We start from the raw sequence: 23,303 nt of genomic DNA on the forward strand, positions 1-23,303 counted from the left end.
CAGGATGCGATCGTCTTCGAACCGTCGTCTCGCGTCTTCGCACGCCAATCGAAGACGCGAGCGCTGCCCTTACCGCCAGGGCGCCATCGCCTGGAAAACCCCGTCGCGCCTGACTAGTGCGTGCAGCAGCGCCGCCGCCAGGTGAACCACGATCAACGCGAAGAAGCACAGCGCCAGGATGCGATGCGCGTTCCAGAGCAAGGTGTGCAGACCATCGCTATGCGGCAGGATCGACGGCAGATGAAAGCCGAACACCACGACCGGATAGTCCGCCGCCGACAGCATGCCCCAACCAATCAGCGGCAGGCCGATCATCAACAGATAGAACGCGAGATGCGAGAGATGGGCGGCGAGTTTCATCGGTTCCGGCATCGACGCGGGTAGCGGCGGCGCACCGCGCGTCAACCTCACGACCAGACGAATCAGCGCCAGCACCAGAATCACGATGCCCAGCGGCTTGTGAATCGAGACCAGCGAAAGATAATCCGGACCAATGGTCGACACCATTCCCACTCCGATGAACAGCATCGCCAGAATGCAGATCGCCATGATCCAGTGAAGCGCCCGCTGCAGCGGTGTGAAGCGATTGTGGATCGGGGTCATGGCGTGGCTCCTCCTGCCGGGTGGCGCGGATAGTCCTGGGCCTCGGCGGTGCGCCGGTCGAACGAGACGGCATAGGCGGCTGAGCGCGCGGCGGGAAACGGATCGTCCGATACGTGCATGCCGGAGGGCAACACGGTGGGATCGAAGTTGAGATCGCGGCATGGTCCGTCGGCCTCGGGTTCGATAGCGTTGACCACCAGCGTGCCCGCTTCCACCTTGCGTCGGTCGTCAGGCCAGGCTTTCGTGGGGTCCGCCGTCGGGTCGCCTGGATTGGCGACCGTGACGACCAGCGTCCATCGTTGCGGCCCGCTCTGCACCCGCTGCACGATATCCGTATCGAGGAAATCGTCGCCGCGCGCCTTCAACTGGTCGTGCGGGATGGACTCGGGTTGCGCGGCCGGCACGAAGGACCAGCGCACGGCCTGGTCCTGTCCCGCTGCGTTCGTAAAGATGAAGCTATTGAGGCTGTTGTATCGCTCCTGTGCGAACGATCCGGTCCATGGCGCGCTGCCGGCCCACGCGACGAACGCGCCGAACTCCGGATGCGCGGCGGCGAAGTTCTTCATGGCGTCCGGGTCGCTCTTGTCGGCCGAGGCCTGCAGCAGGCCATAGAAGGCTTGCGGCGTGGAGACCGCGAAGATGGGCGCGTCGATCATGGCCGTGCGCCATTCGCTGCCGTCCGGCGCGACGATGCGCAGACTGAGGCCGCGGACTCGCACCGTGGCGTCCGGCGCTTTGGGGTCGGCCGTGGCGAGGTTGAAACGTCCGGTGACCGGGAAGGAGCCCGCCGCAAGCATCGGTGCCTTGGAGAGCGCCGCTGCCGCGCCATTCGATTCGAAGCTGCCGGTAAAGCAGACGCCCTTGGCGTGATTACGCCGGAAGCCGAGCGCCGGGCCGCCCGGCGGCGCCAGCCCGTTGACGATCTTGGCTGGCGTCAGGCGTCCCGGTGAAAGCCAGCCGGCCGTGTAGGCGAAGGCCGCGACCAGCGCGACCACGACCACAGCGATCAGTACCAGCGAACGGGCGGTGGACGCGGAGGAAGTCGGTCTGTCGGCCATCGATCTCTCCGATCTTTGATTCGGTTGAGTTGAAATCTAGCAGGGTGGCGACAATAGTGCCATCGATCGACGCAGCGTGCTCAGTGGATGCCAGGCGTTACGGGGAGCACCACCGCTGCCGAGTGGCGGCCATTCTTGCGCAGCATGTAGCCGATGATGCTGCGTTTCTCGCCGCCGGCAGCGAACAGACGCGTGTCGATCGAGCAGCGCATGGGGACGATCCGCTCAACAAGCCCCGGCGCTGTTTTTTGCACTTCTTCAGGATGGCGTCGGCAAAGACCGTCCCAACCCGCCTGCTAAACTCGTCGCGTTTCCGATCTCACTGTCTTCGACCAAGCCAATCATGAAAAGCAGTTCAAAAGGTGGCCTCGTCTATTCCACCGATGGCGGCCGCATGTGTCCCGAATGCCGGCAAGTGCTCGCGCAATGTACTTGCAAGGCAGCGGCAAAGACAGCACCGGCGGGCGATGGCGTGGTGCGCGTGTCGCGCGAGACGAAAGGGCGGGGCGGCAAGAGCGTCACGCTCGTCAGGGGCCTGGCGCTCGATCCTCTCGCCCTCGCCGTGCTGGGCAAGCAGTTACGCACGGCATGCGGTTCCGGCGGGACGGTTAAGGATGGCGTTATCGAAGTGCAAGGCGAGCATTGCGAGCGGATCATCGAAGCGCTCAGGAAGCATGGCCACAACGCCAAGCGGGCCGGAGGTTAAGGCGCCGCCCGGTTCTCCTGTACGCGCAGTGGGTGTGCCGTCGCCGACCATGGCGGCGGCAAGGCGCTCACATCAGATCCGGCCGCGGCGGCGGTGTGCGTCGGATCTGCCGCGCGAGCGTATCGCGATAGATGCCCGGCACCGCAGCAAGTTCAGCCGGCGTGCCTTGCTGAACGACTCGGCCGCGATTGAGCACGACGATGCGGTCGAAGCTTTGCAGCGTCGAGAGCCGATGCGCGATGGCCACGACCGTGCGGTTTTTCATCAGCCGGTCGAGGGCTGCCTGAATGGCGATTTCCGATCCCGTGTCGAGCGCCGAGGTCGCTTCGTCGAGCAGCAGAATCGGCGAATCCTTGAGAATGGCGCGTGCAATCGCGATGCGCTGACGTTGCCCGCCAGACAATTTCGCCCCGCGGTCGCCGGCAATCGTGTTCAGACCTTCCGGTAGCGCCGCGATGAAATCCAGGCAGTGCGCGTCTTCACACGCGCGGCGGACGTCGTCCTCGTTTGCATCCGGGCAACCGTAGCGAATGTTTTCCAGCAGCGAGCGGTGCAACAGCGTCACGTCTTGTGGAACGATCGACATGGCGGCTTGCAAACTTTGCACGGTCACGTGCGCAATGTCCTGGCCCGAAATCCGCACGCAGCCCGAACCCGGTTCGTAGAAGTGTTGAAGCAGCGCGAGCACCGTCGATTTGCCCGCGCCGGACGGCCCGACCAGACCGACGCGCTCACCGGCCTCGATATGCAGATTCAGACTGCTGAGCACGGGGCGCCGCCCCGGGTACGCGAAGGTCACGTTTTCGAAATCCACGGTGGCGTGGCGCATTTCGAGCGGGGTGGCTTTGGTGGGCTCGGGCATCGCATGCGGGATCAGCAGCGTCTCGGAGGCTTCGCCGAGCCGGGCGACGTGCTGGGTCAGTTCGACGAAGGCCACGGCGATGTCGCGCGAACCGTGCAGGATCGAGAACCCGAGCGAGCCGATCAAAACGACGTCACCGGTCGTCGCGCGATCGATGCTCCACAGCCAGACGGTCCACCCGAGCACGCCGGCGGAAAGAATCGACGTCGCGATCGCGTGCATCAACCGCAGCTTTTCGAGGTACAGCAAACTGCGTTTGCGCGCGCTGTTCTCGGCGGCGAGATGGTCGTCGAACCGCCGTCGCTCCGTCAAGACCGCGCTGAACGCCCGCACCAGCCCCATATTGCCGATCACGTCGACAAGCTCGCCGTCCACCGAGGCCGCCTGTTTGGCGAACGCTTCGTGCCGCGATGTGCCCCGGCGCGCCAGCAGGAACAGGCAGAAAGCGAGCACCGCCGAGATGCCGACCAGCGTCAGACTCATCGGAATACTGACGGCTGCCACCATCACGATGGCGCCGACCACGGTCAGCGTCGGCGGCAAGGCGGTCCATGCGATGGTGTTTTCCAGCACGTACACCGCGTTGGCCGTGGCGGAGATGCGGCTCGACAGCACGCCCGGTTGTTTGTCGGAGAAGAACGAGGGCGCGTGGCCGGCCAGATAGTCGAACATTTCCCGGCGAATATCGCCGGTCACCGCCACGAAGGTGCGCGCCGAGCGCCATCCTGCGACGCGCCAGAAGAGGTTGTCGGCGAGGATCAGCGCGACGAGTACGACGAATGCCCGCACCACGCGCTCCGGATGCGCGCGGCCGGTGGGCAGCGAGTCGATCAGATTGCGGATGCCGTATTGCGAAGCCAGCGCACAGGCTACCGCAGCCACGACGCTCAACAGAACGACCGTATGCGCGAGCTTATGGCGCGCCACGTAACGCCAGATCAGACGAATCGGATGCCCTGCGTAGCGCGACAGCGCACGGGAGCGCCGCCGTCTGCGCACGCGGCCGGCCCGGCTGGTATCGCCGTCATCCACGAGATCCATGGCACCTTCTCCCAATCGATGGAGTCGGGCGTCCATGCTGTCGATCCCGCGAATGCAGGCGTCAGTTGAGAGGTCCGGCTTGCGGTTCACGCAAGCGGCGTGCCTTCACGTCGCTTCAGATCGATTGCCAGAGTGTGGGACAAGAACGCCGGAATTGATACTCCGCCCGTTTGGTTGCTAACCTGCCAGAAGCGCTGCAAAAAACGATAGGAGACGCCGGAATGCGGTATTCGGATGAGGAGCACGACGCCTACGCAAATGCGTTCGAGCGTGACGGCATGGTCGTGCTGAAGCAGCATTTCCCAAAGACCACGCTTGCCAGGTGGCGCAAGGCATTCGATCACCTGCTCGCGGAGCGGCTGCAAGACAACGCCACTGCGGTACGCGGCGCCAACCGGCACTACATCACGCTGCCGTTTGCCGGCCTGTTTGCGGACGAAAGCATCTTCTGCGATGCCGACGTGCTCGCTATCGTCGAACGGGTGGCGGGCGACGATCCCACTCTGTGCCAACTCGCGACGGACACGCCGCTACGCGGCTCGACCTACCAGGACGTGCACCGCGACACCCCCGCGCTGTTCGACGGCCTGCCGGAAACGCCTTCATTTCAACTCGCGGTGAATTTCCCGCTGTGCGACGTGACGCTCGAGAACGGCCCGTTCGAGACCACGATCGGCACTCACCGGATGAACGCCGAGGAAGCGCGGCAAGCCTACGAGTCGGGCCAGCGTCCATTGCAAGCCGTCCCGATGGAGTTGGGCGACGTGATGATTCGCGACGTCAGGGCGCTGCATCGAGGCACGCCGAACGACACCGACTCGCCGCGCCCGATGGTGGTGATCGGCTATAGCAGGAGTTGGTATTTCAGGCCGGAGGTACATATCGACGTGCCGCGCGCCGTGTATTCGGCGCTGAGTCCACGGGCAAAGCGGCTGCTTCGGCATATGCCGCAGGTCGACGACGCGGTTCAGGGCGGCGAAAGTTACCTCGAATTCGCTTACTGACCGACGTGTGAGCGTAGCCATATAGCGTCCTACAGCAGGCCACGTTGGTCAATAGAGAGCTGTGCTCAATTGCTCAGGACTAACCCTCGTCAGATACTGAAAGTATCGTCCCATCGCTCGATAAGTCATGGCAACGCCAACGATGAGCGCCGATCAGCGTGCACGGGACTAAAGGGGGCCTCAAATGGCAAGCGACGATCTTGCTGTACTCGTGGGCGTCGGAATTCTCGCACTGTCCTGCCTGGTCGTGTGCGCCGTTTATGTATACCTGGGCAGTGAGAGGCACCGCAACCGGTGGCGGCAATTCGAACATCCTAAAAGCGCCGCGCCGGCGATCCGCCACATTGAAGAACCGATTCCGGTCGACGAGGTGATCATGGGCACGCAACTCAGCTACCGCTGCAGAACCTCGCTGTATCGCGCTTCCGTCAGCACGGCGCGCGGTCAAAGCATGGTGTTCCTGACCGCCGACAGCCGCGAGGACGCGCGCCAGCGCGCCGCCGCGGCGCTGGCCGCGATCCACGGTGTCGCCGCTCAGGACGTTTCGCTGTGCAACCTGGCGTCGTTCCACGAACTGCTCGACGTCGGCGTGAGCGAGGACGAGGACCTGCGGATATTCGAGGTCGCCTGGAAAGGTGCGGATGTCAGCGCGTGGGCCGAACACCCGCTGTTCCTAACCGACGACGCCAGCCTGCTGGGCAAATGGGCCGAGTTGTACGCAGACCTCGCGCGCGAGCTGGCGGTCGGTGTCATCGAGCGCGCCCAGGGTTCGTGAAGCTAGTGTAATTGCGGTATCTTTCGCGCTCCATCAATTGCTGGGCAGCGGGCCGCCACTGCCTGATAGAGACCGCATGAGTACTGTTCGACTGAGCCGTGTGACCCGCGCCGACGCGGCCGATCTGATCGCCGCGAATCGCGCGAGTCAGGACTATCACCTGCCTTGGGTCACATCGTTTACCGATCAGGCGGGCTTCGACAGCTGGTTCGCGCGCTGTCTGACGGGGCCCAACGTCGGCATGGTCGCGCGCGAGGCGGTCTCTGACCAGGTGGCGGGCGTCGTCAATTTCAGCGAGATCGTGGGCGGCATTTTTCAGAACGCGTATCTCGGCTACTACGGCATGGCGGGCTTCAGCCGCCGCGGCCTGATGACAGGTGCCGTGCGTGCAGCCATCGCGTACGGGTTCCAGGAGCTTGGGTTGCATCGGATCGAGGCCAACATCCAGCCCGAGAATACGGCGTCTGTCGCTCTGGTGCGCCGCTTGGGCTTTCAGAAAGAAGGCTTTTCACGCGGTTATTTGCGTATCAACGGCCAATGGCGCGATCACGAGCGGTGGGCGCTGCTGGCCGACGAGCACGACGAGCCAGCAGCGCGCGAAGCGAGTTGAGCCGGCGCCCATCGCCGCCAGCCGCTCACGCCCCTGCCGACGCCTCCAGTTCCGCCAAACGCTTGCGCAACAGACGATCCTCCTGAAACCGGCTGGTCTCATCGCGAATCACCGCGACGATGGCGGTCAGTTCCTGTTGCGGCGAATGCAGCAACGCGACGGTGAACGCAATCGACATCGAGCGGCCGTCCTTGTCTACGGCGGGAACGCGCAGCACGTCGTTGCCGTAGCGAGTCTCGCCGGTTGCCATGGTCTTGTGATACCCGTCCCAATGACGGCCGCGCAAACGCTCGGGAATGATCAGATCGAGCGACTGGCCGAGCGCTTCGTCGGATGTGAAGCCGAACATGCGCTGGGCAGCGGGATTCCAGAAGGTGATGCTGCCGGCCGCATCGGAGATGATGATGGCGTCGCCAATCGCGTTGGCGAGTTGCTGGAAGTCGATTGCGCTCTGCATGGCTCCCCCGAATTTAAATCCACAGTGGCTTGAGATGGAATGGAAGACGGCGCCACGCGTGGCGCCGTCTTCGCAGGTCAACGCTCGACAACCCGTGCTGCGGTCAAACGATTAAACCGCTTTCATTTCGCGCAGATTGAAGATGTCCTGCTTGCTATAGCCAAGGCTCGCGAGCACTTCGTCCGTATGCTCGCCGAGCAGCGGCGACGCCGTCACTTCCGGCTTCATATCCGAGAACTTGATCGGGCTGCCGACGGTCAGGTACGAGCCGCGCTTCTTATGCGGCACTTCGACGATCGTCCCGCTCGCGCGCAACGACGGATCGTTGGCCAGTTCTTTCATCGTCAGCACCGGCGCGCACGGAATGTCGAACTTGCGCAGGATGTCGACCGCTTCGAACTTGGTCTTGTCGGCGAGCCAGCCTTCGATTGTCGCGAAGATTTCGAAGATATGCGGTTGGCGCGCTTCGGCCGTCTTGTAGGCGGGATCTTCGATCCACTCCGGCTTGCCGAGCGCCTTGCAGATCGGCTCCCATGCATGGCCCTGAATCGTGAAGTAGATGTAGGCGTTCGGGTCCGTCTCCCAGCCTTTGCACTTGAGCACCCAGCCCGGCTGACCACCGCCGCCCGCATTGCCGCCGCGCGGCACCACGTCGCTGAATTCGCCGTGCGGATACTGCGGATATTCCTCGAGATAACCCACGCGTTCGAGCCGCTGCTGGTCGCGCAGCTTCACGCGGCAGAGATTCAGCACGCTGTCCTGCATCGACACGGCGACTTTCTGCCCCTTGCCGGTTTTGTCACGTCCGATCAGGGCGGTCAGGATGCCGATTGCCAGATGCATGCCGGTGTTGCTGTCGCCGAGCGCGGCGGCGCTGATGGTCGGCGGGCCGTCCCAGAAGCCGGTGGTGGAGGCCGCGCCGCCCGCGCATTGGGCGACGTTTTCGTACACCTTCAGGTCGTCGTAATGGTGGCCGTCGCTGAAGCCCTTGACCGAGGCGACGATCATCTTCGGATTGAGTTCGTTCAGACGCTCCCATGAAAAGCCCATGCGGTCCAGCGCACCCGGACCGAAATTCTCCACCAGCACGTCGGATTCGCGGATCAGTTTTTCGAGCACTTCCTTGCCTTCGGGCTTTTTCGTGTCCAGCGTCAGCGACTTCTTGTTGCTGTTGAGCATGGTGAAATACAGCGCATCCGCGTCGGGAATGTCGCGCAACTGGTTGCGCGTCACGTCGCCCGAGCCCGGCCGTTCGACCTTGATGACGTCGGCGCCGAACCAGGCGAGCAACTGCGTGCACGCCGGACCCGCCTGAACGTGCGTGAAGTCGATGATCTTGATGCCTTCAAGAGGTTTGGTCATGTTGAACGCTCCGTGGTCGGTTAGATTACTTTTTCATTGCCGCGCTTTGCGGATTCAGATTGGTCAGGCGACCGCTTTCGGTGCCGGCGGCTTCATCGATGACGGCGTTGATCAAGGTCGGCTTGCCGGATGCAATTGCTTCGAGCAGTGCCTTCGTCAGTTCTTCCGGCGTGGTCGCGTGGTGGCCGACGCCGCCGAAGGCCTCGATCATCTTGTCGTAGCGCGCGCCCTTCACGAACACGGTCGGCGCCACATCCTTGCCGCCCGTCGGGTTCACGTCGGTGCCGCGATACACGCCGTTGTTGTTGAACACGATGGTGCAGACCGGCAAGTCGTAACGGCAGATGGTTTCGAGTTCCATGCCGCTGAAGCCGAACGCGCTGTCGCCTTCGATGGCGACCACCGGCTTGCCGCTCGTCACCGCCGCGCCGATCGCGAAACCCATGCCGATGCCCATGATTCCCCACGTGCCCGAATCGAAACGCTTACGCGGCTCATACATGTCGATGATGCTGCGCGCGTAGTCGAGCGTGTTCGCCCCTTCGTTGACGACGTTGATGTCCGGGCGCGTCTTCAGCACGTCGCGAATCGCGCGCAAGGCGCTGTGGAAATTCATCGGGGACGGGTTCTTGTCGAGCGTCGCGGCCATCTTGGCGAGGTTCGTCTTCTTGCGCTCGGCGATTGCGCCGGTCCATTCCGCATTCGGTTTCGCGAAGCCCGCATCGAGACCGGCGCGCAGCGCCGCCACGCACGATCCGATATCGCCGATCACCGGCGCGGCGATCGCGACGTTGCTGTCGATTTCGGTCGGCGAGATATCGACCTGGACGAAACGCTTCGGCTCGGCGCCCCACGTCTTGCCCTTGCCGTGCGCCAACAGCCAGTTCAGACGCGCGCCGATCAGCACGACCACGTCGGCTTCCTGCAGCACGAACGAGCGCGCGGCCGACGCCGATTGCTCGTGCGTGTCGGGCAACAGACCCTTGGCCATCGACATCGGCAGATACGGAATACCGCTTTGCTCGACGAATGCACGAATCTCCGCGTCGGCCTGCGCGTAGGCCGCGCCTTTGCCGAGCAGGATCAGCGGACGCCTGGCGCTCTTCAGCACGTCGATGGCGCGCGTGACCGATTCGGGCGCCGGCAACTGACGCGGTGCGGCGTCGACCACGCGGATCAACGATTGTTGTGCCTTCACGGCGTCCATCGTTTGTGCGAGGAGCTTGGCCGGCAAGTCCAGATACACGCCGCCGGGGCGTCCCGACACGGCGGCGCGGATCGCCCGCGCCACGCCGACACCGATATCTTCCGCATGCAGCACGCGGTATGCAGCCTTCGCATACGGTTTCGCCGCATTCAACTGATCCATTTCCTCGTAGTCGCCTTGCTGCAGGTCGACGATTTCACGCTCGCTCGAACCGCTGATGAGGATCATCGGGAAGCAATTGGTGGTCGCGTTGGCGAGCGCAGTCAGGCCGTTCAGGAAACCCGGCGCCGACACCGTCAGGCAGATACCGGGCTTTTGCGTCATGAAACCGGAAATGGCCGCCGCGTTGCCCGCATGCTGCTCGTGACGAAAGCCGATGAAACGCATGCCCTCCGCTTGCGCGAGGCGCGCGAGGTCGGTGATCGGAATGCCGACCAGTCCAAAGATGGTGCTGATGTCGTTCAGTTTCAGCGCATCGATGACGAGGTGGAAACCGTCGGTCGTCCCGGTGGCCGGTTGGGTCTGCGTGTCTTTTGCCGTGTGGCTGTCGGCTTCTGCCATGACGTCTCTCCTTGGTAGCGGGGCGTTGTGAGTTTCGTGCCTGAGCGGGGCGCTCAGGTTGCGACTTGTTTGCGATTCAGTTTCATTCAGGCGATCCGGACGAGGCTTGTAGGCGCGGTTCGGCGATGGCCGCGCCGGCCGGCGCGCCCGACTGTTCGATCCAGCGTTTTCTCATGGGGGCGAGGATGAATTTCGCCGACACCGCGGCCGCAATCGAGACCACGGCCGCCGAGATGAAGACCGTGCCCCAGCCGCCGTTGGCAGACAGCACCGAGGCGATCGGCACCAGCATCGAAGCCGTGCCTTTCGCGGTGTAGAGCGTGCCTGCGTTGGCGGCGGCGTATTTGCTGCCGAAGGTGTCGGCGCAGGTGGCCGGGAAGATCGAGAAGATTTCGCCCCAGCAGAGGAACACGGCGGCAGCGAAGAACATGAAGGCGTAAGGGTTGTGGCCGAACTGCATGAGCCCGAGCAGCGCGACGCCTTCGCCGAGAAAGATCATGAACATCGTGTTTTCACGGCCGATGCGGTCCGACAGGAAACCGCACAACGGCCGCGTGAAGCCGTTGCACAGGTTGTCGATGGAGAGCGTCATCGTAAGCAGCGGCAGCGTGACGCCCAGCAGGTTTACCGGCATTTTGGCGAAGCCGTATTCCCTGGCGATCGGCCCGAGCTGAGCGGTTGCGATGATGCCGCCCGCCGCGACGAACACGAACATCAGATACAGCACCCAGAAGAGCGGCGAGCGGATCATCTCGCCGGGGGTGTAGTCGATCTTGCTGGCCACCACGCGTTTCGCAGCGACGACGTTGACGGGCGGTTTCGGCCGCGTCATGAAGGTAGCGAGCAGCAGGATGCACACGCCCTGGAAAATGCCGAAGAACATGAAAGTGTGCTCGTAGCCCGAACGCTGGATCATGTTGGCGATGGGAATCACCGTGACGGCTGCGCCGGCGCCGAAGCCGGCTGCGGTCAAACCGGCTGCGAGGCCGCGCTTGTCCGGAAACCACTTGAGGGCCGTGCCGACGCAGGTGCCATACACGCAGCCGGCGCCGATCCCGGCGATGACGGCCGCGGCATACAGTTCGGCGAGGCTGCTGGCATGCGCGTCGATGATCCAGCCGAGCGCCGCACAGACCGCACCGCCGATCACCACCGGGCGCGGCCCGAATTTGTCGACCAGCCAGCCTTCAACGGGCACGAGCCACGTTTCGGTGACGATGAAAATCGTGAATGCCGTCTGGATCGCCGCTTGACCCCAGTGGTGAGCGTTGTCCATCGGAATCACGAAGAGGGTCCACGCGTACTGCAGATTCGCGACGAGCCCCATGCAGACGATGCCGATCGTCAACTGAATCCAGCGGTGATGCCAGAATGCCGTACCGTCTCGCGCGGATACGTTCGAACGTTCCATGCTGCGTCTCCTGAAGATTCCGTTCGCGCTCGTACGGCACGTTGGACTGACGTGATCGAATCGCCTCGCTGCGCGTGCTGCTGCGGCAACGAAACGCCAATGGTCGGCCAGAGGAACTTGCACCTACGACAAGCCGGACGGCGTTTCTCGTGAAGTGCGTGAGGAGATGCTGAGCGAGAACAGCAATAAGGGAAAGTTAAAACATTTTATGGTTTGCATTCGGCATCCCTAATAGATAGGGTTTGCCTTTAAGGGTCTTGCCGATATTGGCTGCAGGCGTCACACGAGTCCGGTTGCCTGCACGAGCAGGAACAGGCCGCCGCCCATTGCAATTGCACCGGTCGCATGCGCAACGCGTCGACCGTCGGGTGCGAGACGTTCGGCGGTAATGGCCACCGTAACCAGCAGCATGGCGCGCCAATCCATTACGCCGACTACCAGCAGGATCGCGGTCAGGCCGGCGCAGCAGGAGAGGCAATGTAGACCGAGGCGCAGGCCGTGCCGCCACGCTGTGCGGGTGGCGGCATCCTTGAGCGATAAGCGGCAGCATGCAAGACGGCGCGCCTTCCACTCGCTGAACTGAAGTGCGCCGGCCGCCGTGACGACGAGTCCGCCTGCGATCGGAATGGCCCGCGCCGCAGCCGCAACATGCAGATCGACTGCCGCCAGTGCGACGCCGGTCGCGAAGACGACGACGCCGAGCGCGGTCCACACGGCGAAGTAGCCCGCACAGATCCACGCGGTGAACGCGGCGACGCTTCTGCCTCCCCATGCGGCAAGTACCGATTCGCGATAGCGCCATAGCATCGGCACGAACGATGGCAGCATCATCGCCACCATCATGACGATCCACATGTCGAGGAACGACGCCGCGACACCGGGCCACGTCTGTCCGCAGGCGCGCAGCCACACCATCGACAAGCTCCAGCCGCCGGGCATCGGCACCGCGCCCATCGCCGACATGGACATACTGCCCAGGAGCGTGAGCGCGGCGCTGGCCGTGAAAACCAGCGCGGCCACGCCGAGAAAGACGTGGTGCCGAACCTCGGGTCGCGAGGCTTCCGGTTCGGCCGCGGCGCGTTCCGTGTCGACTAGCGGGTTCATCTTTCTTCCCGTTGATCGTATTCGTCGTGACGGCGCCACCAGATGCCCGTTTCGTTGCGCCCCCTGGGCGCACGGTCCAGCCACTGGTACATGCCCCACAAGGCGTCTACGCCGCGCGCGTAGGTCGAGTAGGTGTGATAGACCACGCCGTCTTCGATCACGAAGGCGCTCATGCCCGGACGGTCGCGCGAGTAAGTAGCCGCGTCGGTGCCCGACATGGCCGCGAATTCGGCGACGGGCGGCGGCACCGGCGTCACGTCCATCGCGTGGCCGCCGCGCACGAAGTTGTATTCGATGTCCCCTGCACGCTGTTGTTCTTCGGTAAACGACACGTTGAAATCGAAGTTGAAGTCGCCGCCCGACGACGATGCCCACGGGAACGTCCATCCCATACGCCGCTTGTAGGCCTGCAATTTGCCGAGCGGCGCGCGCGACACCGCCGACAGCGTGACATCGTGGTTCGCGAGATGCACGGCGGAGCCGTTGAAGCCGTCCGCTACCGCCGAGCAGGACGGGCAACCCGCCTTGTAGTCGGGTCCGAACATGAAGTGGTAGACGAGCAACTGCGAACGTCCTTTGAAAAGGTCCGCGAGCGAGGCGCTGCCGTCGTCGGTTTCGAACCGGTAGTTCTTGTCGACCCGAACCCATGGCAAGGCCTGACGTTGCCGAACCACTTCGTCGCTGCGCCGCGTCAATGCCTTTTCTTCGTCGAGCAGCGCGCGCCGCGCGGCGAGCCATTCTTCACGTGTGCCGGTTGTGTGCGTCGTCATGATGAATTTCTCCGTTGATTGTCCTTCGTCGTCCGATCGATTTCGAAAGTGACGTCGCGAACGGGTTGATGACCGTGCTAGATTAGTGCGGGACATCCAACGGGTGGGAGTGACAAGTGTGGCGGGATTCGGCTGACTCATGGACTCGCTGATCGCGGCGGCGGCGCGTGCGCTCGCGGCGGGCGATCCGCTCGGCGCGTTGAACCGCGTTGCCTTACGCGACGACGCGGCCGCGCTCGCGTTGCGCGGCACGGCGATGGCGCAACTCGGCGATTTCGAGCGGGCCAGGGCTTTGATGCGAAGCGCGGCGCGCGCTTTCGGTCCGAGCGAGGCCGTGGCGCGTGCGCGGTGCGTGGTTGCCGAAGCTGAAATCGCACTGGCTTCGCGCAATCTCGGCTGGCCGGAGAAAACGCTGGACGCCGCGCGTGCGACGCTCGAAGCCCATGGCGACCGCGCGAATGCCGCGCATGCGCGCTATCTCGAAGCGCGGCGTCTTCTGTTGCTCGGCCGTTTGAAGGAAGTCGAGCAGAAGCTCGCAGCACAAAACACCGCACGGCTCGCACCTGCCTTGCAAGCGGCCCATGAACTGGTCGTAGCCGGCTGTGCGTTGCGGCGTCTGCAGACGCAGGCGGCCCGCGCCGCGCTCGTTCGTGCCGGACATGCGGCGCGTCGAGCTGGTATTCCGGCGTTGATGGCGGAGGTTCAAAGCGCCGCGCGTCTGCTCAACGCTCCGGCGGCGCGTCTGATTGCCAGCGGCGAAGAACGTCCGCTATTGCTCGACGAGGTCGAAGCATTGCTGGCATCGCCGGCGTTCATCGTCGATGCGTGCCGCTATGTCGTGCGTGACGCGGGCACGACGGTGTCGCTGGCGAGCCGGCCGATATTGTTCGCGATAGCGCGAACGCTGGCGGAAGCATGGCCCGACGACGTACCGAGAGACGCGTTGGTGGCTCGTGCGTTCCGCGCGAAGCGCGCCGATGAATCGCATCGCGCGCGGCTGCGTGTCGAGATCGGGCGGCTTCGTACGGCACTTGCAGCGGTTGCCGGCGTGAGCGCGACCCAGCGCGGTTTTGCGCTCCTGCCGCAGCGCGCCGGCGAAGTGGTGGTGCTGGCTCGACCCGTGGAGAGCGAGCACGCGGAACTGCTCGCCTTCCTCGCAGATGGCGAGTCATGGTCGAGTTCGGCGCTCGCCCTGGTGCTCGGCGCGAGCCAGCGCACCGTGCAGCGTGCGCTCGATTCGCTCGCTGTGGCGGGCAAGGTGCAATCGTTCGGCCAGGGGCGGGCGCGCCGCTGGGTCACGCCGCCCATGCCGGGATTCGCGACGGCTTTGTTACTCCCCACGCCAGTTTTCAGCGATTAGGATGGCAGCATGAACCGATCGACAGCGAAAATCATCCGTGAATACGGGCCCTTTCCGGGTGTCCAGAAAGTGGGCGGGGTCACCTACGACGGCCAGCACGTCTGGATCGCCGCCGGCGACAAGCTGAACGCTTTCGATGCGGCGAGCGGCGCGACACGGTGTTCGTTCGAGATGGTCGCCGAGGCCGGCACCGCCTTCGACGGCGAACACCTGTTCCAGATCTCCGACGGCCGCATCCAGAAGCTCGATCCCAAAACCGGCCATGTGCTCGCGACGATTCCAGCGCCTGGTGGCGGTGGCGATTCGGGGCTCACATGGGCTGAGGGCACACTGTGGGTCGGTCAGCATCCGCAGCGAAAGATCTATCAGATCGATCCCGAGACGGGTGCCGTGCTTCGCGTCATCGAGTCCAATCGCTTCGTGACCGGCGTCACGTGGGTCGACGGTGAGCTGTGGCACGGCACCTGGGAAAACGACGCCAGCGAATTGCGGCACATCGATCCTCGCACGGGTGAGGTGCTGGAGAGCGTGGAGATGCCGGTTGGCGTGGGCGTGTCGGGGCTCGAGTCCGATGGCGGCGAGCGCTTCTTCTGCGGTGGCGGCAACAGCGGCAAGGTGCGGGTCGTGCAGCGGCCTCATCGCGAAGCGGGGGATGGAGCCGAGATGCCGGTCGACTCGACGAGCGAGTGAGCGTAGCGGTGCAGTTGCCGCTCAGCCGTCTCACCTCACATCACATCAGTCAGTCGAAGGCCGCTGCGTCTGCTCACGCTGAATGCGCTGCTGTTCGGCAATCGCCTGTTGCAACGCGTCGCGCGAGATCACATGGCGCGCAACCATGTAATCGCCGATGCGGCCGTCGCGGTCGGGCCGATAGCTTTTCAACGCGGCTTCGAATGCGGCGCGTGTGACGAGCCCTAGCTCGATCAGCAGGTCGCCGATCAGCGGCACGCCGCGCAACGCGCCTGCGGGCGGCGTGGGGCGCTCGTCGGCGTCGCCCGCATTGGCCAGCAAGGGCTGGGCGACGTCGCGCAGCAAGCGCAGGCCGTTGGCCACCTCGCCTTCGCGCACGATATGCACGGTGACCGTATGGCCGGTGAGTGCATGCAGTTCGTCGAGCGCCTGGTCGGCGGGCAGGCTTGCGGCCACGAAGATCATATGACTGTTTTCGTCGACACCTTGCGGGAGCACGCGCAGCCGTACCAGCGCGTCGATCGGCACGGCGTCGCGCGAGCTTTGCAGCAAGGCGGCGTCGAATTTGCCACGTGGCAAATCGGCCTGAAATGCAATCGCCTCGGCGAGCGTTTCCTCGTCGAGCCAGCCACGCGCCATCAGCACACGGCCGAGCGGCGCTTCACGCGCATGCTGATCGCTGAGTGCGAGTTCGAGCTTGCGCTGATCGATCGCCTGCCACGACAGCAGCAGTTCGCCGAGATTCTGGCGCGTGTTGCGCAGCCCGTCGGCGCTCGGGAAGTCGTGCATCGTCTTGTCCCACGCCAGCCGCTTGCCGGTCACGAGATGCACGAGAAACAGCCGCCACGCGCGAAACACCGCGAGAAAATTGATGAAGTTGCCGATCACCATGCGCGGAATCGCGAGGATGCCATGCTCCCAGCCGTACAGCCGCGTCGTGAAGATCACGCGTTGAATCACGCGCAGTGCGAGCGACACGAAGTTGGCCGCAAGCAGGAACTGCGTCCATTTCGAATCGATGAAGGGCGACGGAAACAGGTTCGGCGTCAGCCCGATCAGCGACGCCACCGCGAACAAAAGAAACTGCAGGACGAGCAGATAAGCCAGCATGCCGACGAAGGCCGTGACTACGCCTTTGCGGTCGCGCAACAGCAGGTAGCGGTTGGCAATCGTGCCGCTCCAGCCGGTTTGCTGCCAGCCTTGCAAGCCGATGCCGAGGGTCCAGCGGGCGCGTTGCCGGTACGCGGTGCGCAGGGTGTCGGGGAAAAATTCGCGCACGCACAGCGGCATGGTCACGGTGATCTCGCGCTCGGGGCCCAGTCCAAACCACGAACGGCGTCGCGTGGAGAATTGCACGGGAAAGCGCGGAAAGATGGACTGCATGCCGAGCTTGCTGATGCGTGCGCCGACGTCGTAGTCCTCGGTGAGGCTTTCGGTGTTGAACGGCTGGCTGCCGGTTTCCTCGACCAGCGCGAGCATCGCACGGCGCGAGAAGCAGGTGCCGACGCCCGCTGACGGCACCGAGCCGGCGAGGCTTTCGCGAACCACCAGATCCTTCGCGTGCCACTCCGCGAACTCGTCCATGTAAGTGCCGGCCACCAGTTCATACCAGTCGCGTTCGAGCGAGGCGACCGGCAACTGGATCATGTCCTTGCGCGGCAGCAGATAGTTGAAAAACTTGAGTTCGACGGGATGCAGCACGTCCTCGCTGTCGTGCATGACGACGCCGGCGAACTCGGTGCCCGCTTCGAACTCGTAGCGCAGAATGGCCTGCACGATCCAGTTCAGACAGTCGGCCTTGCAGGTGGGACCATCGTGCGGCACCTCGACGCGGTGCAGATGCTTGTAGCGATGTCGCATGCGTTCCACTTCGGCGATCGTGGCGGCGTCGTTCTGATACGTGCCCACGAACACCGTGTAGGCGCGATAGTCGAGTACCCGCACCATGTCTTCGATCATCGCGGCGATCACGTCGTGCTCCTGCCACGCGGGGATCATGATCGCGATCGGCTGCTCTTCACGCTGGTCGAGTTGGGCGATGGTCAGCGGCTTGTACTGTCGCGCGACGGTGAAGTGCCGGACCGCTTCGCGAATCCAGTACCACAGGTCGATGAACAGATCGTCCAGGCTCGACAGCAGGATGATCGCGGCGACCACCGTCGCGACCTGCTCGAGCGTCTGGTAATACTGCGCGAGCAGGACGCTGCCATACCATTTCAGCGTGGCGAGGATCACGGCTTGGTCCGGTTCTTACGGCGCGAGCGCTGCGCGAACAGGATCAGGAGGATCAGCAGGAGCAGCAGCACGGCGGGGATGCCCCAGCGTGCCCAGTGATGTGTAACCCACTGCGTGCTCGATTCGCCGGCGCTCAGGTCATCGGGGTGCACGGTGTCGAACTGCTTGAGTACGCCGGTCGAGTCCACCACGGCGATATCGCCGCGTGAGAGTTGCAACTTGTCGGTGAGCACCGGCGCGTCGCCAGTCGAACGATAGACGATACCGCTCTGCTCGCCCGATTGCGCGACACTCACCACCGCCAGTTTGCTCAGGCCGGAGACGTCGATCAGCTTGTCGCCGCCGGCCGAGGTCAGCATCAGGTGATTGTTCGAGAATTCGACGTGGTTCTTTTCATCGGCGAGCGGCACGTCCGCCGCGAGGAAAGGACCAGCGGGGCGCGCGTCGGCACCGTCGGCGGCGACCGAGAACCTGGCGGGCAGCGGCGCGATGCCGGCGGCGCCCGTGAGCGTGGCGAGGCGCGGCACGCTGTGCACCGCGTCGTCGAGATAGGCGCGCGGCACGATCACCGTGGCCGACGAAGCATAGCGCGCGGCCATGCCGACGAAGTCGTTGTCGGGTGTGCCCTTGGCGAGCTTCAGAAAACTGCTCGGCAAGACCGACACCGGATACGACTGACGTGCCTGGCAACCGGCGTCCGGCTGGCGGCGGAAGGTCACGCGCAGATCGTTGGTGCGGGCGAGGGCGTAACGCGGAATCGGCAGTTCGAGCCGTTGACGGCGGCCGTCCACGTCGAGCAGCTTCGCGCCGATCATTACGTCGTTGAAGTAGACGGTGGCGGTCGCGCGGCCGTCGGACAGCGTCGGCGAAGCGGCGAGATCGAGCACGACTTCCTGCGGCAACTGGCCGTTGCCCGAGGCCGCGGCCATGTCGAAGCTCGTTTCCCATGAGGCCGTGTCGTGCACATCGATACTGCGTGGCTGGCCGCCGAGATCGGCGAGCGGAATCATGTCGCCGTGCGTGCGTGCGCCCGGATCGATCTGATGCACGACGACGCGGTTCGACACATCGATCGGTCGCCAGCCGCGTGCAAGCACGGCGGCGCCTTCGTTGTCGCCGATCACGATCACCGCGCGTCCGCCCAGATGCGCGACGCGCGCTTCGCCCGCCGCGAGCGGCGCGGCCACGGGTTCGATGGCATGGCTGCGCCACGCGTCGAAATTGCCAAGCGCGTCGGGCGCGGCCGTGGCGACTTGTGCGCGCAAGGCGTCGATGGCGGCGCTTAGCGCGGCTCGCAAAGGTTGATCCGCGACCACCACGTCGGGTCCGAAGACCGCACGCGGCGCGAGCGCGAGCACCGCGCCGAGTTCTGCCGGGTTCGCGATCGCGTGTTTGCCACCGCTGGCGAGCGCCGCAAAGGCGGGGAGGCTTTGCAGTGCCGTGGGCACGTCGACGCCGCTCAGGTCGACGGTCGAGCCCACGGTCGGCACGGTCTGCATCACGGGACGTTTGCCGTCGCGTTGCAACAGTGCATTGGTGCGCCATGCGGTATCGAGCGATGCGGCGTCGAGTTTCTGTCCCGCGATGGCCAGCACCGGCGCATAGGGCAGCGCGCTCCATGCGGTGCGCAGGTCGTGCACGTCGGCGGGATTGAAGCGGTACGACAGACGCGTGCTCGGATCGACGCGCAGCAGATTGCCGATCGCGGTCTGATCGGTGCAGACGTTGTCGTTGATCACCGAGGCGAAGCCGAGACCGAGCCGCACATAACCGGCGGCACGCGGCGCGCCGTCCACGCCGAGGCTCAGCGAGGTGTCACCGTTGGCTTGCGTGAACGAACGCGACAGCACCGGCGAGCCGTCGAGCGACAGCAGCATGGTGGTACGGCCGCCGTCGCCGCGCACATAGGCGCCGTCGAATTGCAGCGTGGCGTCGGTGATCGGCACGTCGGCCGGCACCGGCAGGAAGAATTCGCGACGTGTGTCGGGCGCGGTGAGCGACACACTGCTAAGCAAACCGAGTTCCTTCAGGCTCACGACGCGCGTTTCGATTCTGCCCTGGCTCAACTGACTGAAAGCGCCCGACACGTCCGCAGCAGCGGCATGAGAGAGCGTGGTCCACAACGCGAAGACAAACGCAAACACGGTATGCGGCCCGCGCGGCCGGAAGGCTCGCATCATGGGCGTCGTGTCTCATAGGGAACCGTCGAGCGGCAGCGGCATTGAGCGTCTGGCGTCGTACCCAGATTCGATCGAATTCTTCTTGTCATCGGCGCGTTGTTTTGATTTATAACGCATCGGATTCTAATCAGTCGAATAGCGACCTTTATTTATAAAAAATGTAAAAAAACTTAACCGGGAAAATTTCCCAGAGAAGCGCCTTCAACCTTGCTTCGTATCGGAATTAACTGCCATGGAAGGGGATATTGGAAGGCATATTTTCGATGAACATTTTTTAATTCGTTTCATTGTGAAACGGTAAATGTATTTGCATGCAGGGCATATTAAAGCGTGTGGCTTCGCTTTCAACCATTGCGATTGTCTGCTCCGCTTCTTCCGCATCGTCGACCGATTCACTGGTACGACTCACGGGTCGAAGTCGGAACCCGTTAGCGCGTGTGTTGGGAGGATATCTATCTTGTGATCGCGCAACAAACCGGCTAAATTGCAGCATCGCGTTAGATAAGCTCTTGTGAATGCCGCGTAGATTACCTCCACTGAATGCCCTGCGCGCCTTCGAGGCCGCTGGCCGCCTGGGCAGTTTCAAGGACGCGGCGGCCGAGTTGCACGTCACGCACGGTGCGGTGAGCCAGCAGGTGCGTCTGTTCGAGGAGTGGCTAAACGCGCCGCTGTTCGAACGGCACAACCGGCGAGTGGTGCTCACGCCCGCGGCCAAGGTCTATCTCGAGCAAATCGGCCCGTTGCTCGAACGCCTCTCGCAGGTCACCGGGAGTTATGGCGTGGCCGCGAACGTTTCACGCACGCTGACGGTGAATGCGCCCGCGACCTTCACGCTGCGCTGGCTGGTGCCGAGACTCGCGTCGTTTCGCTTTGAGTATCCCGACGTCGATGTGAAAGTGGAAACCTCCAACGAACCTGTGGAGAGTTTGCGAGAGACCTACGACATCATCATCCGCGGCGGCCCGGATACGTTTTACGGCTACACCATGCGGGCGTTTCTCTCCGAAGAGCGAATCCCGGTGTGCAGTCCGGCGCTGTTGCAGCGTCTCCCACTGCGCACGCCGGACGATCTCCGGCAGCACACGCTGCTGCACACGTCGAGCCTTCCGCGCCTCTGGGGAGACTGGCTGGCGCAGGCGCAGATCGGCACGCTGCGGCCGGCCGCAGCATTGACCTTCGACCATTTCTTTCTGACCTTGCAGGCGGCCATCGACGGTATCGGTATTGCCATGGGCCCCACTGCGCTGGTATCCGACGATCTCGCCGCGGGCCGGTTGCTCGCGCCGTTTGCCGGGCCGCGTCTGCCGTCGCGCAGCTATTGCACCTATGTCGCGGACGACAAATCCAATGATGAACTCGTCGTGCTGTTTCGCGCGTGGCTCGAGCGGTCACCATGAAATCAATTCGTGAAGATTCCTCCATGAAAATCGCACGTGCTTTCTTCGACGAACTCAACGAGCACTTCTTGCGGCTTCATCGCGCGGAAGGCGAACTGTACTGGTCGACTCATACCGGTCAGAGCGACGAGCACGAGGCGCTGGCCGAGGCATCGCTAGCCCGTAAGATGTTCGTGGCCGATGCGCCGCGTCTGACGCAGACGCGCGAGCATTTGGCCAGACTTCAGGTCATGGATCAATCGGCCGAGCGCGATGCACTGGTCAGCGGTCTGCGGGGCTGGCTCGCCGTCTTCGAAGCCAATGCCATCGGCACTGCACGCGCAGCCGATCTGCTGTCTGAACTCATCAGGACAGACGCCGATTTTTTCGCGCGACGGCAAGCGTACAAGATGGGCCACATCGGTTCCCAAGGTCGCCGGGAGGACGCCACGCCGGCGGCGCTCAGAAGCAACATGGCGAGCCACCCGGACGAAGCCGCCCGCAAGAGTTCGCACGATGCGCTGCATGGGCTCGAGCATTGGGTGCTCGACAACGGTTTCATCGACATCGTGGCAAAGCGCAACGCGCTGGCGCGAGAACTAGGCTACCGCAACTTCTTCGAATACCGTCTGAAGGCGAATAGCGGTATTACCCCAAAACAATTGTTCGCCGTGTTCGATGCATTCGAAGCGAGCACGCGGGACGCACATCGACAATCCCTGGATCGACTCGTACGTGAACACGGCGAGGACGCTCTGTTGCCTCACAATCTGATGTTCAGAGTGCGAGGAAATGCGTCGCAGCACGACGATGTCTATTTTCCGTTCGACAAAGCGCTGGAGCGTTGGGCCGAATCGTTCCGGCGCATGGGCGTTTCATTTCGCGGCGCGCGGCTCCAGATCGATCTGCTGGACCGGCAAGGCAAATTTCCGACCGGCTTTTGCATGGCGCCCACGCCGGGCTATCGTGACGATCGCAGCGGCTGGATTGCGGCCGACGTGCGCTTCACATCCACTGCGCGTCCGCAGCAACCCGGCGCGGGACTACGGGGCCTCAAGGTGTTGTTTCACGAAGCGGGCCACGCCGCGCATTTCTCGAACGTGGCGTTGAATTCGCCGTGCTTTTCGCATGAATTCGCGCCGAGTTCGCCGGCCTTGCTCGAAACCCAGGCGAAGTTTTTCGATGCGCTCCCATCGGACCCGTGCTGGTTGAAACGTTACGCAACCGACACCGACGGCAAGCCGATGCCCGAGGAAATGATCCGCGCGCGCCTCGAGGCGGCCCAGACATTTTTGGCCTACACGGAACGGCGCGACCTCGTGCCGACTTATTTCGAATGGGCGCTGTACGACATGGAAGATGCCGAACGCACGCCCGCGGCGGTGGTCGAACTTGCCCGGTCGGTCACGAAGCGCATCCTCGGCATCGAAGGCCACACCGACTATGTGCTGGCCTTGCCGCATCCGATCTATCACGATATCGCGGTCTACTACCACGGCTATCTGCTAGCCAAGATGGCGGCGGCGCAAACCCGCGCGTATCTGATGCGTACGCTGGGCCATATCGTCGACAACCCGGAAGTGGGGCGCCTGCTTGCTCGACACTACTGGGCACCCGGCAATAGCGTGACGCTCGATCAGAGCTTGCTGGCCTTGACGGGTGAACCGTTGAACGTGGCCTATCTGGCTGCTGAATGCAATCGATCGGGTGCGCAAGCATGGGCGCTCGCACTCGATGCATTTAAACGAAGCGAGCATCTGCCGACACCGACGGAGCCGCTCGACCTCGCCGCATCGATTGCAATCGTTCATGGCGCGCAACGGATCGCGAGCAATGACGAATCGCTCCCCGACCTGTACGCGGGATTCGAACGATGGATCCGTGGCTAGTCTCCATCCAGGATGTCGGTCGCTTTATGGCTGTGGCCCACG

20 protein-coding genes are annotated in these 23,303 nt (G+C 63.7%); 8 read left to right on the forward strand and 12 right to left on the reverse strand.

The features are described from left to right. Positions 1–69: 69 nt before the first annotated feature. The 3 genes from FQ705_RS08695 to FQ705_RS34445 form a co-directional block, all read right to left on the reverse strand. Positions 70–603, reverse strand: coding sequence for a cytochrome b (locus tag FQ705_RS08695; RefSeq protein ID WP_144139689.1), 534 nt, complete (start codon positions 601–603; stop codon positions 70–72). After that, positions 600–1,661, reverse strand: coding sequence for a catalase family peroxidase (locus FQ705_RS08700; RefSeq protein WP_144139692.1), 1,062 nt, complete (start codon positions 1,659–1,661; stop codon positions 600–602). Before FQ705_RS08700 ends, FQ705_RS08695 begins: the two co-directional genes overlap by 4 nt. An 80-nt stretch (positions 1,662–1,741) precedes the next feature. After that, positions 1,742–1,873 (reverse strand): hypothetical protein, encoded by a 132-nt coding sequence (locus FQ705_RS34445; protein WP_260854422.1) that lies wholly within the window; start codon positions 1,871–1,873, stop codon positions 1,742–1,744. A gap of 131 nt (positions 1,874–2,004) precedes the next feature. On the opposite strand from FQ705_RS34445, the gene FQ705_RS08705 reads away from it, so the two are divergent. Beyond that, complete coding sequence (locus tag FQ705_RS08705; protein WP_144139695.1) at positions 2,005–2,367, forward strand: translation initiation factor Sui1; 363 nt, start codon at positions 2,005–2,007, stop codon at positions 2,365–2,367. Positions 2,368–2,434: 67 nt separating this feature from the next. On the opposite strand, the gene FQ705_RS08710 is transcribed toward FQ705_RS08705, so the two are convergent. Next, positions 2,435–4,270, reverse strand: a complete 1,836-nt coding sequence (locus FQ705_RS08710) for an ABC transporter ATP-binding protein (protein WP_144139697.1) — start codon at positions 4,268–4,270, stop codon at positions 2,435–2,437. Between the two features lie 221 nt (positions 4,271–4,491). On the opposite strand from FQ705_RS08710, the gene FQ705_RS08715 reads away from it, so the two are divergent. The 3 genes from FQ705_RS08715 (at position 4,492) to FQ705_RS08725 (ending at position 6,659) form a co-directional block, all read left to right on the forward strand. Next, entirely contained in the window at positions 4,492–5,274 is a 783-nt protein-coding gene (locus FQ705_RS08715; protein ID WP_144139700.1) for a phytanoyl-CoA dioxygenase family protein, read from the forward strand. A 184-nt stretch (positions 5,275–5,458) separates the two neighbouring features. After that, positions 5,459–6,049 carry a hypothetical protein gene (locus FQ705_RS08720; protein ID WP_144139703.1) on the forward strand — a complete coding sequence of 197 codons (591 nt, stop codon included), beginning with the start codon at positions 5,459–5,461 and terminating at the stop codon, positions 6,047–6,049. Between the two features lie 76 nt (positions 6,050–6,125). Beyond that, positions 6,126–6,659: a GNAT family N-acetyltransferase gene (locus tag FQ705_RS08725; RefSeq protein ID WP_144139705.1), complete on the forward strand. Its 534-nt coding sequence runs from the start codon at positions 6,126–6,128 to the stop codon at positions 6,657–6,659. A gap of 25 nt (positions 6,660–6,684) precedes the next feature. Here the strand turns inward: FQ705_RS08725 and FQ705_RS08730 are convergent, their stop codons facing one another. The 6 genes from FQ705_RS08730 to FQ705_RS08755 form a co-directional block, all read right to left on the reverse strand. Then, complete coding sequence (locus FQ705_RS08730; RefSeq protein ID WP_144139709.1) at positions 6,685–7,116, reverse strand: PAS domain S-box protein; 432 nt, start codon at positions 7,114–7,116, stop codon at positions 6,685–6,687. 111 nt (positions 7,117–7,227) lie between these two features. Further along, complete coding sequence (gene frc / locus FQ705_RS08735; RefSeq protein WP_144139712.1) at positions 7,228–8,478, reverse strand: formyl-CoA transferase; 1,251 nt, start codon at positions 8,476–8,478, stop codon at positions 7,228–7,230. A 25-nt stretch (positions 8,479–8,503) separates the two neighbouring features. Then, positions 8,504–10,246, reverse strand: a complete 1,743-nt coding sequence (oxc, locus tag FQ705_RS08740; RefSeq protein ID WP_144139715.1) for an oxalyl-CoA decarboxylase — start codon at positions 10,244–10,246, stop codon at positions 8,504–8,506. Positions 10,247–10,328: 82 nt separating this feature from the next. Next, positions 10,329–11,657: an oxalate/formate MFS antiporter gene (gene oxlT, locus FQ705_RS08745; RefSeq protein ID WP_144139718.1), complete on the reverse strand. Its 1,329-nt coding sequence runs from the start codon at positions 11,655–11,657 to the stop codon at positions 10,329–10,331. Positions 11,658–11,936: 279 nt separating this feature from the next. Further along, positions 11,937–12,761 carry a DUF2182 domain-containing protein gene (locus FQ705_RS08750; protein ID WP_144139722.1) on the reverse strand — a complete coding sequence of 275 codons (825 nt, stop codon included), beginning with the start codon at positions 12,759–12,761 and terminating at the stop codon, positions 11,937–11,939. Further along, a complete protein-coding gene (locus FQ705_RS08755) occupies positions 12,758–13,531 on the reverse strand; it encodes a DUF899 domain-containing protein (RefSeq protein ID WP_144139725.1) in 774 nt (257 codons plus the stop codon). Before FQ705_RS08755 ends, FQ705_RS08750 begins: the two co-directional genes overlap by 4 nt. 139 nt (positions 13,532–13,670) lie before the next feature. On the opposite strand from FQ705_RS08755, the gene FQ705_RS08760 reads away from it, so the two are divergent. Both FQ705_RS08760 and FQ705_RS08765 read left to right on the forward strand, forming a co-directional pair. After that, the gene (locus tag FQ705_RS08760; RefSeq protein ID WP_144139728.1) at positions 13,671–14,891 is read left to right on the forward strand and encodes a helix-turn-helix domain-containing protein; all 1,221 of its coding nucleotides are present in this window, start codon (positions 13,671–13,673) and stop codon (positions 14,889–14,891) included. A gap of 9 nt (positions 14,892–14,900) precedes the next feature. Then, the gene (locus tag FQ705_RS08765) at positions 14,901–15,581 is read left to right on the forward strand and encodes a DUF5074 domain-containing protein (RefSeq protein ID WP_144139731.1); all 681 of its coding nucleotides are present in this window, start codon (positions 14,901–14,903) and stop codon (positions 15,579–15,581) included. 45 nt (positions 15,582–15,626) lie between these two features. Here FQ705_RS08765 and FQ705_RS08770 read toward each other — a convergent pair whose 3' ends face one another. Both FQ705_RS08770 and FQ705_RS08775 read right to left on the reverse strand, forming a co-directional pair. Then, positions 15,627–17,816: a glycosyl transferase family protein gene (locus FQ705_RS08770; protein WP_144139734.1), complete on the reverse strand. Its 2,190-nt coding sequence runs from the start codon at positions 17,814–17,816 to the stop codon at positions 15,627–15,629. Beyond that, positions 17,813–19,996: a cellulose biosynthesis cyclic di-GMP-binding regulatory protein BcsB gene (locus FQ705_RS08775; RefSeq protein ID WP_144139736.1), complete on the reverse strand. Its 2,184-nt coding sequence runs from the start codon at positions 19,994–19,996 to the stop codon at positions 17,813–17,815. The genes FQ705_RS08770 and FQ705_RS08775 overlap by 4 nt, the downstream gene beginning before the upstream one ends. 515 nt (positions 19,997–20,511) lie before the next feature. On the opposite strand from FQ705_RS08775, the gene gcvA reads away from it, so the two are divergent. Together gcvA and FQ705_RS08785 are read left to right on the forward strand one after the other, a co-directional pair. Continuing rightward, positions 20,512–21,393, forward strand: coding sequence for a transcriptional regulator GcvA (gcvA, locus tag FQ705_RS08780; protein WP_144139739.1), 882 nt, complete (start codon positions 20,512–20,514; stop codon positions 21,391–21,393). Between the two features lie 23 nt (positions 21,394–21,416). Then, positions 21,417–23,261, forward strand: coding sequence for a M3 family metallopeptidase (locus FQ705_RS08785; protein ID WP_186307814.1), 1,845 nt, complete (start codon positions 21,417–21,419; stop codon positions 23,259–23,261). Positions 23,262–23,303: the final 42 nt, after the last annotated feature.

Origin of the sequence: Paraburkholderia sp. BCC1884, from assembly GCF_900996225.1 — a bacterium.
Lineage (GTDB): Bacteria > Pseudomonadota > Gammaproteobacteria > Burkholderiales > Burkholderiaceae > Paraburkholderia.

What these genes read in the sequence shown, in the direction of transcription:
- FQ705_RS08730 (WP_144139709.1), bottom strand. Translation starts at nt 7,116, where the DNA reads ATGCAGAGCGCAATCGACTTCCAGCAACTCGCCAACGCGATTGGCGAC.
- FQ705_RS08750 (WP_144139722.1), bottom strand. Translation starts at nt 12,761, where the DNA reads ATGAACCCGCTAGTCGACACGGAACGCGCCGCGGCCGAACCGGAAGCC.
- oxc (WP_144139715.1), bottom strand. Translation starts at nt 10,246, where the DNA reads ATGGCAGAAGCCGACAGCCACACGGCAAAAGACACGCAGACCCAACCG.
- FQ705_RS08785 (WP_186307814.1), top strand. Translation starts at nt 21,417, where the DNA reads ATGAAAATCGCACGTGCTTTCTTCGACGAACTCAACGAGCACTTCTTG.
- FQ705_RS08760 (WP_144139728.1), top strand. Translation starts at nt 13,671, where the DNA reads ATGGACTCGCTGATCGCGGCGGCGGCGCGTGCGCTCGCGGCGGGCGAT.
- FQ705_RS08705 (WP_144139695.1), top strand. Translation starts at nt 2,005, where the DNA reads ATGAAAAGCAGTTCAAAAGGTGGCCTCGTCTATTCCACCGATGGCGGC.
- FQ705_RS08710 (WP_144139697.1), bottom strand. Translation starts at nt 4,270, where the DNA reads ATGGATCTCGTGGATGACGGCGATACCAGCCGGGCCGGCCGCGTGCGC.
- frc (WP_144139712.1), bottom strand. Translation starts at nt 8,478, where the DNA reads ATGACCAAACCTCTTGAAGGCATCAAGATCATCGACTTCACGCACGTT.
- oxlT (WP_144139718.1), bottom strand. Translation starts at nt 11,657, where the DNA reads ATGGAACGTTCGAACGTATCCGCGCGAGACGGTACGGCATTCTGGCAT.
- FQ705_RS08755 (WP_144139725.1), bottom strand. Translation starts at nt 13,531, where the DNA reads ATGACGACGCACACAACCGGCACACGTGAAGAATGGCTCGCCGCGCGG.
- FQ705_RS08775 (WP_144139736.1), bottom strand. Translation starts at nt 19,996, where the DNA reads ATGATGCGAGCCTTCCGGCCGCGCGGGCCGCATACCGTGTTTGCGTTT.
- gcvA (WP_144139739.1), top strand. Translation starts at nt 20,512, where the DNA reads ATGCCGCGTAGATTACCTCCACTGAATGCCCTGCGCGCCTTCGAGGCC.
- FQ705_RS08720 (WP_144139703.1), top strand. Translation starts at nt 5,459, where the DNA reads ATGGCAAGCGACGATCTTGCTGTACTCGTGGGCGTCGGAATTCTCGCA.
- FQ705_RS08715 (WP_144139700.1), top strand. Translation starts at nt 4,492, where the DNA reads ATGCGGTATTCGGATGAGGAGCACGACGCCTACGCAAATGCGTTCGAG.
- FQ705_RS08725 (WP_144139705.1), top strand. Translation starts at nt 6,126, where the DNA reads ATGAGTACTGTTCGACTGAGCCGTGTGACCCGCGCCGACGCGGCCGAT.
- FQ705_RS34445 (WP_260854422.1), bottom strand. Translation starts at nt 1,873, where the DNA reads ATGCGCTGCTCGATCGACACGCGTCTGTTCGCTGCCGGCGGCGAGAAA.
- FQ705_RS08700 (WP_144139692.1), bottom strand. Translation starts at nt 1,661, where the DNA reads ATGGCCGACAGACCGACTTCCTCCGCGTCCACCGCCCGTTCGCTGGTA.
- FQ705_RS08765 (WP_144139731.1), top strand. Translation starts at nt 14,901, where the DNA reads ATGAACCGATCGACAGCGAAAATCATCCGTGAATACGGGCCCTTTCCG.
- FQ705_RS08695 (WP_144139689.1), bottom strand. Translation starts at nt 603, where the DNA reads ATGACCCCGATCCACAATCGCTTCACACCGCTGCAGCGGGCGCTTCAC.